This is a genomic window from Vibrio genomosp. F10 str. 9ZD137, assembly GCF_049974785.1.
GTDB lineage: Bacteria > Pseudomonadota > Gammaproteobacteria > Enterobacterales > Vibrionaceae > Vibrio.
Map to the genome: position 1 here is coordinate 1 of NZ_JBNGCJ010000297.1, position 18,263 is coordinate 18,263.

The 18,263-nt window shown below is 40.5% G+C and carries 17 protein-coding genes and 1 tRNA gene; 8 read left to right on the plus strand and 10 right to left on the minus strand.

All coding sequences use genetic code 11. From position 1 onward, the window contains the following. A partial coding sequence (locus tag ACP45E_RS05365; RefSeq protein WP_198927693.1) for a chemotaxis protein CheW occupies positions 1-172 on the minus strand: 172 nt, incomplete at its 3' end. Between the two features lie 76 nt (positions 173-248). On the opposite strand from ACP45E_RS05365, the gene flgA reads away from it, so the two are divergent. From flgA to ACP45E_RS05380, 3 genes are all read left to right on the plus strand, one after another. Beyond that, on the plus strand, positions 249-995 hold the full coding sequence (gene flgA, locus ACP45E_RS05370; protein WP_017038048.1) for a flagellar basal body P-ring formation chaperone FlgA: 747 nt from the start codon (positions 249-251) through the stop codon (positions 993-995). A 105-nt stretch (positions 996-1,100) separates the two neighbouring features. Further along, on the plus strand, positions 1,101-1,418 hold the full coding sequence (gene flgM / locus ACP45E_RS05375; protein WP_017035114.1) for a flagellar biosynthesis anti-sigma factor FlgM: 318 nt from the start codon (positions 1,101-1,103) through the stop codon (positions 1,416-1,418). 54 nt (positions 1,419-1,472) lie between these two features. Next, a complete protein-coding gene (locus ACP45E_RS05380) occupies positions 1,473-1,901 on the plus strand; it encodes a flagella synthesis protein FlgN (RefSeq protein ID WP_017038047.1) in 429 nt (142 codons plus the stop codon). Positions 1,902-2,076: 175 nt separating this feature from the next. Here the strand turns inward: ACP45E_RS05380 and flgP are convergent, their stop codons facing one another. Continuing rightward, positions 2,077-2,508, minus strand: a complete 432-nt coding sequence (gene flgP / locus ACP45E_RS05385) for a flagellar assembly lipoprotein FlgP (protein WP_017035112.1) — start codon at positions 2,506-2,508, stop codon at positions 2,077-2,079. 9 nt (positions 2,509-2,517) lie between these two features. After that, entirely contained in the window at positions 2,518-3,153 is a 636-nt protein-coding gene (locus ACP45E_RS05390; protein WP_026026624.1) for a FlgO family outer membrane protein, read from the minus strand. A 183-nt stretch (positions 3,154-3,336) separates the two neighbouring features. Here ACP45E_RS05390 and ACP45E_RS05395 point away from each other — a divergent pair, with 183 nt between their 5' ends. The 3 genes from ACP45E_RS05395 to ACP45E_RS05405 all read left to right on the plus strand — a co-directional run bounded on the left by ACP45E_RS05395 (position 3,337) and on the right by ACP45E_RS05405 (position 8,146). Beyond that, entirely contained in the window at positions 3,337-4,470 is a 1,134-nt protein-coding gene (locus tag ACP45E_RS05395) for a flagellar assembly protein FlgT (protein ID WP_017038046.1), read from the plus strand. A 232-nt stretch (positions 4,471-4,702) separates the two neighbouring features. Continuing rightward, positions 4,703-6,322 carry a tyrosine-type recombinase/integrase gene (locus tag ACP45E_RS05400; RefSeq protein ID WP_017038045.1) on the plus strand — a complete coding sequence of 540 codons (1,620 nt, stop codon included), beginning with the start codon at positions 4,703-4,705 and terminating at the stop codon, positions 6,320-6,322. A gap of 1,536 nt (positions 6,323-7,858) precedes the next feature. Beyond that, a complete protein-coding gene (locus tag ACP45E_RS05405) occupies positions 7,859-8,146 on the plus strand; it encodes a hypothetical protein (RefSeq protein WP_017038044.1) in 288 nt (95 codons plus the stop codon). A 424-nt stretch (positions 8,147-8,570) separates the two neighbouring features. Here the strand turns inward: ACP45E_RS05405 and ACP45E_RS05410 are convergent, their stop codons facing one another. The 6 genes from ACP45E_RS05410 to ACP45E_RS05435 all read right to left on the minus strand — a co-directional run bounded on the left by ACP45E_RS05410 (position 8,571) and on the right by ACP45E_RS05435 (position 15,088). Then, entirely contained in the window at positions 8,571-9,686 is a 1,116-nt protein-coding gene (locus ACP45E_RS05410) for a hypothetical protein (protein WP_017038043.1), read from the minus strand. Between the two features lie 91 nt (positions 9,687-9,777). Beyond that, entirely contained in the window at positions 9,778-10,563 is a 786-nt protein-coding gene (locus tag ACP45E_RS05415) for a hypothetical protein (RefSeq protein ID WP_017038042.1), read from the minus strand. Between the two features lie 488 nt (positions 10,564-11,051). Continuing rightward, complete coding sequence (locus tag ACP45E_RS05420; protein ID WP_017038041.1) at positions 11,052-12,167, minus strand: hypothetical protein; 1,116 nt, start codon at positions 12,165-12,167, stop codon at positions 11,052-11,054. A 177-nt stretch (positions 12,168-12,344) separates the two neighbouring features. Continuing rightward, positions 12,345-13,727 carry a hypothetical protein gene (locus ACP45E_RS05425; RefSeq protein ID WP_017038040.1) on the minus strand — a complete coding sequence of 461 codons (1,383 nt, stop codon included), beginning with the start codon at positions 13,725-13,727 and terminating at the stop codon, positions 12,345-12,347. Further along, entirely contained in the window at positions 13,714-13,908 is a 195-nt protein-coding gene (locus ACP45E_RS05430) for a hypothetical protein (RefSeq protein WP_017038039.1), read from the minus strand. Before ACP45E_RS05430 ends, ACP45E_RS05425 begins: the two co-directional genes overlap by 14 nt. A 73-nt stretch (positions 13,909-13,981) precedes the next feature. After that, on the minus strand, positions 13,982-15,088 hold the full coding sequence (locus tag ACP45E_RS05435; RefSeq protein ID WP_017038038.1) for a tyrosine-type recombinase/integrase: 1,107 nt from the start codon (positions 15,086-15,088) through the stop codon (positions 13,982-13,984). 412 nt (positions 15,089-15,500) lie between these two features. Here ACP45E_RS05435 and ACP45E_RS05440 point away from each other — a divergent pair. Both ACP45E_RS05440 and ACP45E_RS05445 read left to right on the plus strand, forming a co-directional pair. Then, positions 15,501-15,577: transfer RNA gene (locus ACP45E_RS05440), tRNA-Arg, on the plus strand. Between the two features lie 350 nt (positions 15,578-15,927). After that, positions 15,928-16,434, plus strand: a complete 507-nt coding sequence (locus ACP45E_RS05445; RefSeq protein WP_017038037.1) for a hypothetical protein — start codon at positions 15,928-15,930, stop codon at positions 16,432-16,434. A gap of 73 nt (positions 16,435-16,507) precedes the next feature. Here ACP45E_RS05445 and gltX read toward each other — a convergent pair whose 3' ends face one another. Beyond that, positions 16,508-17,935, minus strand: coding sequence for a glutamate--tRNA ligase (gene gltX, locus ACP45E_RS05450; protein ID WP_017038036.1), 1,428 nt, complete (start codon positions 17,933-17,935; stop codon positions 16,508-16,510). Positions 17,936-18,263: the final 328 nt, after the last annotated feature.

Genomic DNA, 18,263 nt, shown 5'->3' on the forward strand with positions numbered 1-18,263 from the left:
AGGGGTTTAGATTGGGCATTGAAGTAAGTTTAGGGCATTGAAGTACTTCTTTTACTTTAAATACGTTAATACCATAACGTTGACGCCCCATTAATCTGAACGTCAGTAGTTCTAATCGGTTTTGACCGACAAGTTGAGTACGCTGATTCACTGAATCAAGAACACCGGTCATAAGCTCATCTCCATATCAAACTTTTATCCCAAAAAGTGTTAGTCTACCGTAGGCTATGTAAAACCAGAGTAACAGAATGATATATTCTAAATCACATTGGTATTTAGTTACCATAACTAAGTGTAGAGCTTTCTATAAGTTTTATTGCAAGTCTATCGGCTTTTTATTAATTTTATTTAGTTTTTTTAGCTATTCAGCCACCAACGAGCAGATTGAAGCCATTCAGCAAAGCGCTGAGAACTATATATTAAATCACGTTGAGCACCCTGTTGGCGGTCAGCTTCAAGCTAGGGCCGCTAATATTGATTCACGGGTTTTTGCCACCGATTGCCCTAGCCCATTATTAGCGTCATCGTCTTCACTTAGCAATCAATCCAGTAATATCACTGTCTTAATTGAGTGTTCAGAAGACAACTGGAGACTCTATGTACCAGTGAGAATCACTACTTTGGGCCCTCAAGTGACACTCTCTTCCCCTCTTAACCGAGGAGAAATCATTTCCGCTAATGATGTTACTATTAGTATGGTAGACCTACACCGTTTTCGTCGGCAAGGTTTTTCCTCACTAAATATGGTTATTGGGGCAAAAGTAAAACGAAACCTGAATGTTGGCAGTGTTATTCAAGAGAAAGATATTTGTGTCGTTTGTAGAAATGAAACCGTGGTAATCCGCGCGGTCAAAGAAGGGATGGCGATCACAACCAAGGGTATCGCTTTATCCGATGGCGTCGCTGGTGAACAGATTAGGGTGAAAAATAGTAAATCCAACCGTATAATTGAAGGAAGGGTAACTGGGATTAATCAAGTCACGGTTCAATTTTGATTATCTGTTAAAGTTTTTCACTTTTTAGCGTGCAAAAGATTAAAGTAATACTGACAATAGTCGATAGTGACTGTACAGGTTCTCAATTTTAAAAAAGGCTAACATATGGCAGGTATAGATAATATACGAAGCGGGCAGACGATGACCTCATCAACACGCAGCGCTAATCGTACTGAATCTAACGCATCAAGCAGGACGCAATCGACTGAAAAGTCAGGTGGCTCTAAGCAAGATGCCGTTTCTTTAAGCCAGCAAGGCAAAGAAATCGGTGAAATGCACAATCAAATGGCAACCCAAACAAGTTTTGACGCAGCAAAAGTCTCTGCGATTAAAGAAGCCATCGCTAACGGTTCTTATACCGTTGATTCAGAAAAACTGGCCGATAATATGATCAAGTTTGAAAAAGAACTTGGAGGCTTTTAATCGTCACTCTCAATGAGTCACCAATAATCATTATTCAGTAAGAGACTTTAGAATATGGCAGCACTGGCAAGCTTGGTAGAATTCCAACTGAAAAATGCACATGATCTGTCAGCGTTACTTTCACAAGAGAAAGTGGCGATAACTCAGCGTGTCTCTAGTGATATCGAACGCCTCGCCAAAGAAAAAGTGACGCTGATTAGTCAACTTCAGAAAACCGATCAACGTATTGGCTCCCATCCTGATGTTTCTAGCCTTACAGAAAAAGATGGGCCACTAAAACAAATGGTTAGCCAAATCAATTCCATAATACACGACTGCCAACAAGCAAACCTCGTAAATGGGGAAGCGCTACAACGTGCCCAGCTTAGCTATAACAAACTGAATAATATGATGCAGCAAAGCCATGGAAAAATCGGCATGACTTACAATGCAGGAGGGCAAACTCATACTCTATCCACTCTAGGCACGAACATTAAAGCCTAATTTGTTTATTAATTCCCCCACCACAAACCTAACAATCAAATACAAAAAAACGACAATAGATATTGCCGTTCTTAATTACCTAGAGCACATTCCACGTTAACGTTCATTTCTGGAGAAAATGAAATCGATTCGATGTTACGCTTGTTCAATTCAGCGGGTCTAAAACTCAGTCTCTCTAGAACAATGTTTGCTGCCTTTTTTCTGGCACTTGCTGAACTTCACCATACGTTCTTAAGCGATCCATCTTTTCGATATCAAGCCTCAGTTCCGTGACATAGCTGTCGCCTACTTTATAACTTCTTACGACTTCAGCACCACGAATAACGCCATCGACCGCTCCTGATGTTCGCTCGGTTCCTAAGCGTTGATCTTTAAGATCCGCTCGCCCGCTAACACGCATGCCATATACCTGCTCAGCAAGTTCTCGATAAGCGTCAATCTTTGATGCTCGCATAGCTCTAACTTGCTTCTCTTCATCATTGACGCCCTTTTGCTCACTAATACTCGCGTAGCCTACAGCGGTTAACCACGGGTTATCACGCATTGTTGCCAAAGGCTGACACCCCACCATGATCAACGTCGTCAATAGTACTATCCATCTACTCATCATCAACTCCTATGGACGTAAAATCACAGTGTAAGGCTGTGTCATTGTTGGATCAGAGCGAATCAATACGCCATCTTCGGTACGCATCGAGTTTAGCGTGTCCAAATCGCGACCAATACGATCGGCAGGTAAAAACCCTTGGGCCGTCGCAACGACGACTCTCGATTGCATGCCGACTACTCGAGCATTAACTAAAACGCCACCTTCTTGACGTAACATGGTTCCCGTCAAAATGTACTGAATTTCTTGCTCTTGCGCCAAATCTTTCCAATCTCGGCTAAAAGCGAAGTCACCCTGCTGCGTCACCTGAATCGTCCCCGTCGTTTTAAAGTCGACAACCTTAAAACCTCTGCGCTGAAACTGATGGATAAACCCCTCAGACACTGAATTTCCGAGCCAGTTAGTCGCATCCATGTTTTGTAAGTCAACAAACGACGTCACCGCGATCGGCGTGCGTGCTGATACACTGGTGTTTGAGATAATCAAATCTTCAGTCAAGCTTTCAACGAAAAAATCCATCGTGTGGCGAGGGCTTTCCATCAGCATAAACTGAGACCCGGCATACGGTTCTTTACCGTTATAAATCGGGGCGAAGGCACAGGCGGTCAAAAACAGCACAGGCACTAACGTTAACCATTTTTTCATTTTCTTAATCTCCAGATATAATAAGGCTTTGGAATGCCACTGCTCTTTTTTATTCAATGAATTTCATCATTAACACAATGTGGAACATTCCTTGCTTTTCTAACTCTGCTACGAAAAAGAAAGGCAACACCTAAATCAGCTAATAAATGAAAAGCAATATTTGTACCCAAATGGCGAATCACAATGAAAAAAAATATTTTATTCTTATTTTCAATGCTTTACTCATTAGCTTATGCATCAACACTTCAAGCCGCCTGGTATGAAGTGACTGGTGTATCAACCGTTGTCTCCTCTGAAGAGGTGGCAAGAGTCCATGCATTAGAAGACGCCATTTTTAAGGCGGTCAGCTTTTCAGGTGCAGATATAGGCAGTATCAGCAACCTGCGTCCATTTCTTGAGAGTGATCAAAAAGAGTATCAATTTACCAACCATGAAGTGCGGTATGTCCTCGTAGAGCAGCAACGTGTACGCAAAGGCGTAATGTCTGTTCGAGCACGTATTGATATCTACCCATCGGCAACAGGTTGCCATGTTAGCCAGTATAAAAAGACATTTTTGGTCGGAAACATTGATCTTGCCGCCCCTCAACAAGCCGTTATGGGGAAGATCTACCGTGTTGGGGATGATTTTGCACACGTCATCAATCGCCAGCTCGATCAAGAATCGTCGAGTTTTGTCTCTGTAGGCACCACCGACTATGAAATCAGCAAGCGCTATCCAGAACGTTTAAAAATGATCGCTCAAGATACGGGGGCTCAATACATTCTAGGTGGGGTCATTACTGACCTGACTGCGACCATTGAACAAAATCTGATTCGAGACGATGAGATTAATCGACAATTCGCCTTAGAAATGCAAATATTTGATGGCAAGACAGGCCATGAAGTCTACAGTCGCAACTATCGAGAAGTCGCTAAGTGGCCATTTGCAAAGACCAGCCAAATCGACACGAAAAGCGCTCGTTTCTGGGCATCTACGTACGGTGAAATGATGCTTCGTGTCAGTCGGAATATCATGCTAGACCTTGAATCTGAAGTTTCATGTAAAATTAGCTTACCCGAAGTTGTTGCTCGCTTTGGTAATCAAGTCACCATAGATTTAGGTCGAATTCACGGCGTTCAAGAAGGCGATAAACTGCAGCTATGGCACACCGGATCCTTTATCGATCAAAATGGCTTGCCGAGAAACAAAGTCTCTCAGAGCGACATAACACTGACCGTTTCACGCGTGTATGAAAACGAAGCTGAGTTAAAAGTCGATCAACCCGATTTGGCTGGTAGTATTCAAATTGGCGACGTCATGCATAAGATGTTGTAGGTAATTAACACCATAGAACACGCTCTCTTGGCACAGCTGGATAGCGCAGCCCCCTCCTAAGGGGGCCGTTCATTTATAGCCACAAACAATCCATATGTAAATACAAACCACAAACACCTGTTTTGTATACCAATTTCACAAAAAACCCATAAAAACCCTTTAATTACAATACAATCAACAACGCCTATAAAAGTGCTATGGACAGTGCTATGAAAGTGAAATTGTGCTACAAATGGCGCTATATCAAACTAAAATAGAGTTCTTGGCTGTGGCAAAAAAACGGGTAAAGAAAGCAGAGTTTATGTTGAGTGACTTTGTTGAAGGAGATAGTCTTCAATCGAATAAAAAAAGCGTATTCATCTTTAAGCAAAGTGAGATTGCAAAACTACCTTTGATATCAGATGGCACAATAGACCTCTACGATCGCAGCACACAAGAGTTAGGGTTTAGTTTTGTGTTGCGTTTAAGCAACAAAGATAAGACTTTTTACATCAAAGCGAAGAAAGGAAAAACAGTCAGTATCAACGCCATGAGAAAGATAGGCGTTTTTGGAACTCGGGTTAATGGTACTCGCCCTCCCCACCCTCAAATTGAACTTTCTACTGCCAGAAAAATCTTTAACGACAAGGTTAATGAGTTAAAAAAAACCTCCTCAGAAGCTGTTGAAGTAAGCAATTTAACGATTCGCGAATATTTAGAAACTAGATACAAAGATGATCGATTCAACAACAACATCAAAAGCGGCAAGCGCAGACCGATCACCGACCGCACCATCAAAGAGATCATCAACAGCTTTCCGCATTGGATAGACAAAAAAATAAACAGTGCTAATAAAGGCTGGGTGCAAGAGTTCGAAGAGTACTGGAAACAGACTGAGTATAGAGACAAGCAAACTGGTGAAATACGCTTTGGTACTTCAACTGACACAATGCGGAAAAAGTACACCATCCTTAACGCTGTATTCAACATGTGCGCATTGAAGGGCTACATTGTAAATAACCCAATCGATGGCGAGATTGGTCGCTTTCCCAGCTCTAAATTCAAATCAAGTATCAACTACGACTATAACTACGAGCATATTACTGATGCGATTTTTACTAACGAAGATGTCCGAGGCAGTCTCGCTGGTAAATTGATTGTCGCAACGATGATCTTAACGGGAGCTCGTAATTCTGAAGTTTACAAAAACTCCCTTCAAAATTTTGACCCCGAGAAAAGAACGATCTTCATCCCTTCAGAGATCAGCAAGAACAACGCTCAACGTACCTTGAAAATAGACAACGACACCTACTGGGAATTTTGGCATGTTTATTATGAACGTGAATATAGAGAAAACCCGAATCAATATATGTTTCCTAGCCTAAAAAGCCAATTACACGTCACTGATGGTACATATAAGCCCGTTTGGAGCTCTATTAAAGTTATTTTTGGCCTTACTGGCCGCCTTTATGATGTACGCCATACTTTTGCTCGCCGTGCCAACAAAGAATTTGGTATTGCGGCCACCGCTGAAATACTGGGTGATAGTATCGACACCGCTTATGAGCACTACGTGAAGGGTGACGAAACAGAAAAACTCAACAATATGTCGAAGATCCAAACAGCTACTATCGAACCGAAAGTCACCCCACCAGTAACTTCCCAAGCTAACGGTGCTATCGTCAATGCATATGGTGAGTTATTACCGCCTTCGATTAGACAACAATTCAATGCATTCATTGGTGGAAAGGTATTACCTGAAGATGGAAAAATGTATAAGCAACAATGGGATCAATTCGTTGCTTATATTCAAAGACTTCATTCTAGGGACAACTTAGGCCTAGAAGTTGATGATTGGCTAATGATGCAGTGAAAGTCTAACTTAATATGATCAACAGAAGTCGTTGCCTAAAATTTTTTTAACTGCCACCGATTTGTTTGATTACAAACTTTGTCTTTGGCCACAGCAAGCTGTGAAAAGACCCAGTCTGTATGGCTGACTAGTTATTTTGAATGGCTAAACAGTGATGTACGAGTAAATTGGTATCGATGTAAAAAGAAGGCAACCGTTACTGAACAGTTCTATATGGATAGGAAGTAGGAAACTTGGCAAATTTAATGTTTATTGGAAACAAATATAAGGCTACCAGACATTTTTAAAAATTAGAACAATCGAAAATTGAACCTTTTTCGCTGCTTTTAAAAAAGTTGAATCGTTACAGACACCTGTGAGTATCATTTTTTTTCGATTATTTTTAAAAATCGCTTGTGCGGGTATAGGGCCAACACTTAAGTGATAGGGCTGACACCCAATTTTCTAAATTTAGCCAGCAACTTTAGCCAGACCCTAGAATCGTGATGGCCAAAAGTCTCTTTTTGATGAGTCTAAGCCAGTGTCATTAAATTATCTTTGAACATAAACGGCTTATTGTTCTTATTTTTGTTCTAACAGATAGTAATACACATTAGGTTTTGTAGGGTAAGCGAAGGCATCTCATTGACGCCAACACTCAGATTGGCCATTTCACATGCGTCATACGCAAAGACTTTAACCTTTGACTTTGTGGCCAAAAAAGCTAATACACTACAATAAGGCCTTTAGTTTTGAAGAGTCAAAAATGGCAGATTCACTATCCTTTGGCCGAGGCTCTCGTTTCATTTCCTATTCAATGAGGTATCCGCAACTTAAGAGAGAGTGCAAGCTCGCTTCTCGTAAGGAGCACCTGACTATGCTAATAAGCTCTGCCTTTGCCTATTCATCTGCGATTCTTTTTGTTCTCGGGATAGGGTTTAAGCTCTTCAACTTAGGTGGGTGAGTACACTTTAATGCGCCATAAAGTGGGTCAGTTTTAAGCCGGCGTTGACAACACTTTTCGGCGCGTGAAAAAGGATACCATGGAGTATCCTTTTACACTTTGCTAATGATATCGACAGTAAATTGGGATTTAGAATCCATATAGAACATCCTTAGCCCCTTCCAAAGTTTAATTAACTACTTTAAAAGGTAAGCCAATTTAGTCCCGTCAAAATCCCCTGGTGATCACAGAGCATGGCTCCGCTCTGTAACACATTTCTGGACAAAACCGAGTTGCGAGCTTGCTAATTTAGCAAAGTATAAATTATTAAAAATATGCCTAAAACTGCCTACGAGAGTGTCCAATATCACTGGATCAGCGCACTATCAACAGAAGTATCAATCAAGACAATTATTAATGTAATTTAGCGCACATTTACTCAACAAAGAAGTACTCGTGGTTACGCTACAAAAGAAATAGAGGTGGTTATTTGATAGACTGAACCGAAAGGTTATTAGTCACAATTTAATATCTAAATAGGCGAGTAAAACTGCTGATAGCAAAAGAAGAATAACCAAAAGTGGATTTTTTAAATATTGCTTTAGGAGAAAAATATGAATTTAAGATTATTGAGTATAGCGGCGATGCTTGCCCTTTTTTCACATGGTTCACTTGCTAATGAGAGCTATGAGATTGACGACTGCACTGTAAAAGTTATAAAAAACCAAAACGACATAACCCTGTACAGCCTTTCTAATCCACAAAAGATACGTATTCAAAACAATTATGTATATTTTTTCAGTAGAGGGACTAACGCTCATACTGATGCTCTTATTGTTCCAAACAACAAGTTTGCCCAACGAATTGCTGAAGCGTTTGTGAAGTGTAGTGAGCAAAGTTAAGCTCACATGGTTGATTAGAGAAATAGTGCTCAATACATTGACTGATCATGACCGCTAAACTTAATGAGCAACTTAACTAAACACGCTGCTAAAACCCAGTGATTACATGGTCAAATGCCGAATGTATGAAGGAACTAGCGGAAGCAAAGCCAGATTTTGATGCACTTCTACCTTGGAACTTTAAGTGCTAGCAACGTAGCCCTGTGGGATCAGCATGGGTCGGATACTCCAAAGTGGCAGTATATCTAGCGATTCAGAGTTCCTCCAAGAAATGGATGATGCTAATTCGAAGCTGGTGATAAGATCTGAATCGCTTTATTACAACAGAAGGAAGATTGACTACCCATAATAATAGTTACGCAAGCTCTACCTGCCCTGCGAAAAAATCAGAGCGTTTGCTAAGTCGTCATGGCTATATTCCAACTCACACAACGAATTCGCCTGCCTGAGAACGATACCGCCTGTTGATAACATCAACAGTTCTCGCAAGGTCTTTTTGAATACGGACGCTCTCTTTTTGAAGAGCGACATTATCTACATGCAATTGTAATTGAAGGTTCTGGTTTTCGTTGTGAGCTTGTATCAATGAGTGATCAAGGTTTCTAAGTTCATCTGACACAATAAACAGTTGCTCAGTAATGGTATCCCCAATACCCTCTATAGCACCGCTTAATGAGGTGAAGCCAGCAATGAGTAGTGAGTTCGTCTTCTTCATTTCAAATATAGATGCAAAACCGATGTTGGCTTGGGCATCTGAGACCAGTTTTTGCATCGAACTACTCAATATGCTCACCGCTTCCAATTGCTTTGATGTATCTATTGTGGCTGGCAATGGTGGAATCTGAAACGATGGATGAATATCACTTCCATCATAAAGACTATTCAGTAGCTTTCTGTACTCTTTACTGTGTTTGTTGATATTATTAACCGACTGATGGAATTCATCAAGCACCACCAAAGTGCTCTCAATGCTATCCCAAAAAGGGCTAAACCTCCCGTCTTTAAAGTGTTTGTGCGCAGTTTCTATATGCTCATCTGCTAAGGCAAGCCTTTCGCTTGCTAGCGCTATACTATTATTTGTATGGGATGAACACTCCGCTAACGAGGACACCACTTCCCCCTCCCATTGTAGCTCGCTCTCTAAATTTTGATACTCCCTCTCAAGAATTTCCGCTTTTGTACCTAATTGGTCCAGTTCGTGTTTTAGTACACTTTGTCTTTCTTTAAGTTTACCCTCAGCAGAATTTACGCGTAAGGCATAAACACTTGCTGCCGCGAAGGCCGCGACACCGACGCCAGTGTTAACGAATATAATAACTTTACCAAGCGTAGTGTACACTTCGATTTGATTGTAGGTATAAACAATAGATGTTAAGCCGAGAAGAAAGAAAAAGCCGAGAGCGATCATAACTAATTCCTTTTTATTGCCAGCTTTATTTACAACTTCACCGCGCTCGTTAATCAAATCATTTTTATTGCGAATTTTCTCTTCATTTTCCTTGATCTCACCCTTGGTGTTTTTAATTTTATCTAAAAGCATAATCCTATCATCCTGCATTTTTACTAGTTAAATAATATAATCTACGTCTCACAACAACTGTCTCAAATAAGTAATTTCTTGTTCACCACAATCATCGTTGACCAATGATTAGAATTTTAGCTTTCTCTAGCCCCAGCTTAGCCGATTGCTTCTGATTCGCGGCCTTAGAAAGCTCGGAAGATGAAGGAAGCACAATAAAATACACTTCAGGCTGAGCGTTTATCACTTCGCTTCTTTGTGTGTCTTTGCTCCACCAATATGCATCCAAAGTAACACTCAGTATTAAATTCTTTCTTCCAGAGAAGCCACCAAAGAATGTCCCTAATTCATGGACACTTCCAAAAGCAGAACTTAATGGGGTTTCTTGAGAGCTCTTAAGGTAAATATGAAAACTAACACCGTTAGCTCTGTCATCTAGATTTGCCTCTATACGACTTGAAGTAAACTGCCCTGAAACAAATGGCATCCCCTCTCTTTTGTTCTCATCTAGAGAAAAGCCATTACAATCAGTGGCAGAAGGTAATCTATTTCTGAAACGATATTCTGCGCATATAAACTTACTGATCACTTCAGAAGTGGCAGTTATGAACGCCTGAGAGGCAACTTTTTCTACGTTGTATGAAGAGCCAAAGTTTTTTTCGGGGAAAAGGAATTTACGCGCACCTAGAAATTCAGAATTGAATTGAAGGTCAATAGCGTTTCCATTCTCTATCGCATAAGCTACAACGTTGCGCTTAGCATTAACTGCTTCACCTGAACTAAACAGCTTAGCAGTAGCAAACTTTGGGTAGTTTCCAGACTGATAAGCATTTACTGAAGAGCTCACCAAAAGTACAACGAGGCTTAGTACTGAATAGGAGTTAAACCATTTAATCATTATTGACTCCAGTTAGCGGTATAAATATCAAAAAGCAAGTAGTTAATAATTAATCAGGTTAAACAATATTAGATATGCAATCAATCCATTGCGTGCTTAAAAAGCAACTACTAAAAGGTGAAGTAAACCACTAAAAAATATAAGGTTAACATAGCATTAAGCGAAAATAAGAAATATAAAACATACATATTAGTTATTATTCACATCTATTTCTTCCGTTTTTGTGAACTATGTTGTTTTACATTTTCTATAGGTTTAAATAAGCAATATTCGACACATTTGCCAATATGAAAAAAATAAGTCAGGTTGCTAGGCTTGAGATCAACATCCAGCTAGCTAATTGGTGCAATTCTGAGTTAAGTAGCCCTGTCATTAAGTAGTCCCGCCAGCAAGGATCTGGACGAAAATGAGCCAGCTAGCAATATACTAGAATGACTCAATACCATTAAAGATAATGTAGAGCTGTTCTGAGAGTAAGGCTCTGCACTCTATAGTTTTGATCGAATAACCTCTAACGCTTGATTTATATCAGAAGATAACCAGTCAACCACTGTATCAATATTGTAGCTTTCTTCGAGAAGCTTATTTAAAGGAAGCCCTCGATGAACGATGGTAGTCTCCCCGTCAACTTCAGTACCTACGTTATATCCTTGAGAAGAAAATGCATCTAATGCTTTCTTGGTATATTCTTTTTCAGTTGTCACATACCCAAACACAATCTGAGGTGATGAGCCGTTACTTGAAAATTGTTCAAGTGTGTTCCACTCCGTATCTAACTCAGGAAACTGGATTCCCCAATAGAAGTATTGATACGGTGATTGATTTAAAATCACCCAACTCCAGCAGATCGCAGCGCCCCAATCGGCTCTGCTTCCACCGTACCGCCATTTATCCTCTTGATTCCAATTAAATAATGGTTCGTTAGCATATTGTTGTCTTAACTTCTCGAATACTGCCCCCATTAACCCTTCTAAGCGACGCCCTGCGCCATTATAAAGCAGTTCCATGACTGCAAAATCTTGTCTATTTGGTAGCTCCATTGCTAATCCTTGATGTTTTAAAAAATGCCTATAATCTTGGACACAACAAATATTGTCAGCAGTTGAAAGTTGGTCATAAACATCTTGCCAATAAAGCACTTTTCTTTTTTTAATCTGATACTTATGAGATGACAAATCCTCAAATCCTTGTTCAGGTAGCGTTTTGTTAGTTAACAAAATTAAGTTTGGATTATGAACTGGGGAGGCATGCTCACTTAACCATTTATCATAAATCTCCAACTGAGAAACGTCCTGACCATTTTCATCAATACCAGTTGTGAATCGAGCATCTATTTTAACTTCAATCAAATATACGACCGAGTTATCGATACTCCCAACAAGGTCTGGGTAGCGTGTGCCTCCATCAACAATAATGGAATATTGTGTTTGCCAAAATATAGACTCATCGACATCAGTAGATACATTTAAACCTTTTAAAAAAGCACTCTGTTGCTCAAGAGTCATACGATTGAGGATGTCACATAACCCTTCTGTGCAAAAATTTTCTAACTGACTGCGTAAATCTGATGACTGATACTTGTACAACCGAGAAAACAAATTCATTAATGATTCTCCTTAATCTATGATGCTATCTTGCTAAAAATTTCTATTCACACTTTGCTTTCTATCACGTTTCGGGGCAGAACCAATTTAGTACACTCCCCATAGATAACTAAATCAAACACATTTATTCGATTCGAAAAGGGCTCGATATAATCGAGCCCTTGATAAACCTTACATTTAAGCCGGTGGCTTTAACTGACATGCCAAATCTTTATCATCGAGTTCTACCGCAACTTTATGCAGCAGCTCTTTCATCTCCAAAGATAAATGATCCTGCGTTGCTTGAGATACCTTCAGCAAATACTTCGCAGCTTCTCTATCGAAACCTTTCTGAGTGCAGTAAGTTCGAACGTAAACATCTTTGAGTACAGAGCTAAGATTCTGAGCAGCAACCGCTTCGGTATCAGCAACTACACGTTTCAAAAACTTCATTCGATGCTCAAGCTCTTTTAAGTGCTTCTTTGCACTCTGCGTGTTCATATGAAGCAAATTATACTCTCGCAAGTGTTTCGGCTGCTTTGCTTGATCGTTCATGTGCTGACGCTGAGCAGAGCGACGAACACTTTCTGGTGCAAATACTGCTTTCAAACCTTTTTTCGCCAATAGGTGCTCGTTGACATAGTCATACAGCATTTTTTGAAAATACTCGCCAAATAGCTGACTCTGCTTACGCGTTAGGTTTACATCATCAACGTTTTCATTGAGTAAGCTCACCTTAGCACCGCTCTTTTTCATAAAAGTATTCACAGCTCTAACTTGCGCTTTATTGAGGTCGTATTGCTTGGTTTCTTTGTTTCGTGCGGACAAGTAATAGTGTGTATGTGCACCAGTGTCAGTGTAACAACCACTCTGCGCATCAAATTGGCGCTCGTCATGGTGGTACACAATTGCATTGATCGGATACTCAGAAAAATAACACTCAAGAAATCCTTTGGTGATTTCGATGTACTCGTCTGCTGAAACAATGTCAGTGCAGATATCCCACTGATGGGGGATTTTTAGTATACCCTCTTGCACGCAAACGCTATTCTCATTCACTGGGGTAGCAACTAACTGATTGTGTACGGAAATGTATCGTTCAATAGCTCTGAGACGCTGTGAGTGACGCTTCATGTTTAATTTAGCCACACGTTTAATATCAAGTTTAATGACTTTGTCACGTGGGTGTTCAATCAAATGAGATAGCACCAACGCAATTTTGATGTTTCCATTTGATTCTTCGGACTTGAGCGCCTTTTTCAACTTACGTTTACTGTCACTCAATTGAGCCTGCAATCTGGTTTTGTTGGCAATTCTAGGTTTTGGCGCAATGAACTGGGCGAGTGATTCTCTATCCTTAAGCTTGATTCTGGCAAGCGGCAGCACCCCGTATAGAGGAAGCCAAATTCTGTTTTCTGATGCAAACTCAGGAAGCCACTCCAACTTTTTCGTTTTATCTGCCGCAACTCTTAAGCTGTGTCTAATTGAGCGCAAGGCTTTTGGCCTGTCAGTGCTGCGGTGCGTAAAATTGACTTGGCGATAAAAGAAACGGATGGCTTTGAAGTGTTTAGTACTGGTCATGCTTCACCTCCATTTGGAGGTGGCGAAGAACTAAGTCCAGAATATTATTCTGGCCAGCTGCTGTAATGGCATCTTTTTCGAAGACAAAAGTGCCAGTACAGCTTAGCTGGTTATGATTTCCTGTACCTTTTTCAAGGTCAGTCAATCTATGGAGCAAAGCTCCGATTTTCACAAGTTTCATAATTTACTCTCTTATTATTGTTTTTGGTAAATTGGTGGTTTGAGCGATTAACCGATCGTTGGTCTAGTGACAGTTACATCTTCAGCGCCGCATTCCGATTCGACACAAAGAGGTTAAGTAACCAACTGATAAACGGTACTTTGGGTTTCTCTGGTTGCTCATTATTTTCATCAATAATGTCTTTGCTTTCATTTAAGTTCGGCAGCGAGTCAGCAGAAGAATCTATAGACTCTGTGCACTTAACCTCTTCATTCTTTTTACTGTGTAGATTAAACAGATCATCACGGCGGCAACCAAGCTGAACTCGAATATAATCCTTGGTCATTCCCTTCTTAATCGCTTCAACAACAAAAGTATGCCTTGTGTGCTTTGCTCCTCTGTGTCGAATACCCAGAGCTTTCAGCTGTGGCGTAAAAAACATTTTTGCGTACTGCGTAGGATCAGTGAAAGGCTTATCGGATCGCGCATTATAAAAGACAAACTTAACGCCTACCTTTTTAGTGGTATGGTTGTCTCTTTGCATCACTTTTACTCTTTTCTGCCTGCGCTCTCCTGTGTACTTTTGTACTGCCCTCAATGCAGCAATCGCCATATCATTCAGTTCGACCTTTCTTTGTACCGCATCACTTTTTGGAACTTCGTAATTGCCGCTTGCTTTATTTTTCACTCTGCGAACAAATAACGTTTTGGTGTGGAAATTAATATCTTCCCAGCCTAATGCAATTAACTCACTGATTTTTAATCCAGTTGTCACGGCTAAAACAAATATCAATCTCGCTTGATGAGAGGTCGGCTCATGATTAGATATAAGTAAGATTTCTTTTTGGGTGAATGGCTGTGGCGCTTCACAATCTGGTTTAGAACGACTCAAGTTCTTTAGCTTCGACTCACGGATAAGCTCTTCTTTAATCGCGTAATCCATGATTTTTGAAAGTGTACTGAAGTAATTATTGCGAGTTTTGGGTGACCACGGTTGCGGGGCTGCATTTGTTTTCTTAGACGATGTCTTGCTATTCACCCAAAGCTCAACCTCACTCAGTGTTATCTCATTGAGCTTCCAGTGCCCTATATCTCGTTGAATAACATTGAAACGTGAACGCTCTGAAACCCATGAACTATGAGCTGATTCGCTTTTAATGCTTGGTTTGATTTTTTCTATATACGAAGACAATGTGTACATCGCGACTTTCCTCTTTTTACATGCTTCTCCCCAGAACATGTTTGATTATCTTACTAACACAATATCAATACCCAATTAAAAAATCAAACACAAAGATCAATAAAATCAATCACTTAATGAAATTGGTATACATTTATCGTTCACTATTCATACGTAACAATCAGGCTCATTGGTAATCAGAAATGTGCTCAACCACCTAAATATAAATAGTTTTTTGCAAGGCCTCTAATCAAAAATTTGAGAGCATACTTACAAGGAAATACTCGAAAAACTTTGACGAAAAAAATTTAGAAAAAGACGACCAACTTAGAATTGAGCAAAAGATAGTGCTGTAATTTAACCCATTAGCTTCAATCAGCTCATGAGTTTAGTTGTTGGTTTTAGAGCGGAAATGATAAGGTAAAATACTGATGTCCCTGTAGCTCAGTTGGATAGAGCAAGCGCCTCCTAAGCGCTAGGTCGGACGTTCGAATCGTCTCAGGGACGCCATTTTTGTAGCAAAATATTTATAATTGCTAATTAAAAAACAAACAATTAAGTGCTATATATTATGCTATGAAATAAGTATAACCTTACAAGCAACTGTTTTAATTATATTTTAAATATTTACAAATGATTATATCGCTCCCCTCCTAAGGGGCAGGTCACAGGTTCGAATCCTGTAGAGAGCGCCATATAAAACAATGCCTTAGTAGCTTATGCTGCTAAGGCATTTTTATTCCTTATAAAATCTTCACACGACTCTGATTTTTGCAACTATGATTGAAGTAGACTTCAGCTTCATTCGGTAAAGTATTTACTGCACAACAACGCATAATAAGTTCATTGCAAAAACAATTATGAAAAAAAGCAATCTCATTACGAATACTGGCCACCGCTTTATCTCAAAAGCCAAAACGGCGTATAAGATCCATATACACACGCCCGATGATAGCGTGCTTCATCGTTCGGTTGGATACATACGTATTGGTGATAATAAAGGCCTAAAAAAAGCCATTAAGCTTCGCAACGAACTCGGCAGCGCAATGTGGGGCAAATTTTGGCGTCGGTTACTCAAAGATCCTTATTTAATGACTCGGCTCCCCCACTCCCTTGAGCCCAAGATCATTTTTAAACCTCGCCCAACTCGGGATGAACCCAATAAAAAAGATGAATGCTACATTGCGGCTTGGAGAACGTATGATCAGACAGGAAAACTCGTTTATAAGAGCGTCGTGTGTTCGATCAGTAAACATGGTCGATTAGGTGCTTACACCAAGACCAAAAAAGCATTACTGGAAGCAAACAAAGAAAATTTAGAAATTTTAGAATTTATGGGGCGTTTGAACAGTATCGATTTAAAATAACGTAAAGTTTAAATCGCTAAAAAAACCGCAATCTTGAGGACTGCGGTTCAGTTTAACGCAAGCAAGCTACTATTTAAGCGTTAGCTTCACGCTCAGCGATGAACTCAAGAGCCATCTTGATGCGAGCGATTACGCGCTCTTTACCAACAAGCTCAATCACTGCATCAACAGAAGGAGACTGACCGCCACCTGTTACTGCTACGCGAAGTGGCATACCGATTTTACCCATGCCGATCTCTAGCTCTTCACATACAGCGGCAATCACGCCCTCTTTGATGTTTACTGTAGTGAACTCTTCAAGTGCTTCAACCTTAGCAAGAGCAAGCTCTAGTGGGCCTTTAGCAACACCACGTAGGTGCTTCTTCGCTGCGCCAGCTTCAAACTCAGAGAAATCTTCGTAGAAGTAACGAGACTGCTCAGCAAGTTCGATAAGCGTATTACAACGCTCGCCAACTAGCGTGATCACGTCAGTGATCGCAGGGCCGTTTGTGGTATCGATCTTCTGTGCGTCTAGGTGCCATTGCAGGTATTTTGCAACGTACTCAGGCTCAGAAGTCTTGATGTAGTGGTTGTTCAACCAAAGCAGTTTTTCAGTGTTGAATGCAGATGCAGACTTGCTGATTGCATTCAAGCTGAAGAATTCAATCATCTCTTCTTGAGAGAAGATCTCTTGGTCACCGTGAGACCAACCTAAACGAACTAGGTAGTTGTTTAGTGCATTGGGTAGGTAACCTTCGTCGCGGTATTGCATGACAGAAACGGCACCGTGACGCTTAGAAAGTTTCGCACCGTCATCACCAAGAATCATTGCACAGTGAGCGAAAGTTGGAACTGGCGCGCCTAGTGCTTCGTAGATGTTGATTTGACGAGGTGTGTTGTTGATGTGGTCTTCACCACGAACAACGTGTGTAATACCCATATCCCAGTCATCCACTACAACTACGAAGTTGTAAGTTGGAGCACCGTCTGTACGACGAATGATTAGGTCATCAAGTTGGCTGTTAGCAATTTCGATGCGACCACGGATTTGGTCATCAAATACTACACTGCCTTCTTTAGGGTTACGGAAACGGATAACGCATGCATCACCTTCTTTTGCTGCTTCGTTTGCTGCAACAATTTTAGGGTGGTTCGCATCGTAACGAGCCATTTCTTTGTTTTCTTCTTGCTCTGCACGAATTTCATCAAGCAGATCTTTAGACGCGTAACATTTGAATGCTTTGTCTTCAGCAAGTAGCTTATCAACCATTTCGTTGTAACGGTCAAAACGCTTAGATTGGTAGTAAGGGCCTTCATCCCATTCCATACCCATCCATTGCATGCCTTCTAGAATTGCATCAACCGCTTCTTGAGAGTTACGCTCAAGGTCCGTGTCTTCGATACGTAGAACGAATTCACCACCTTGGTTCTTAGCGAATAGCCAAGAGTAAAGTGCAGTACGTGCACCACCAACGTGAAGATAGCCAGTTGGGCTAGGAGCAAAACGAGTTTTAACCGTCATTTAAAATACCTTGATTGTCTTGATGACTTAGTACGCTAACAACATTTTACCGAGTCGTTAGCGCTAAAATTTGCGCATTATTTTAGCACTGATAAGTAATACTACAATCGGAATGATCGTTAAATACTCGCTAAATAATGCTCAAGCCATCGACAAGCTACCAATAACTCATCATCACGATCAGTTATTTAGATTTTTCACCGCCCAAGATACGAACTCTTGGCGTTGTTCTGGTGTCATAGCCAGGAAATCAGCTTGCAGAGAACTAGGCTTGCTTACCGGTTTAGTTTGCTTCTTAGGCGATTCGATTTCAAGATCGGAAGAGCGG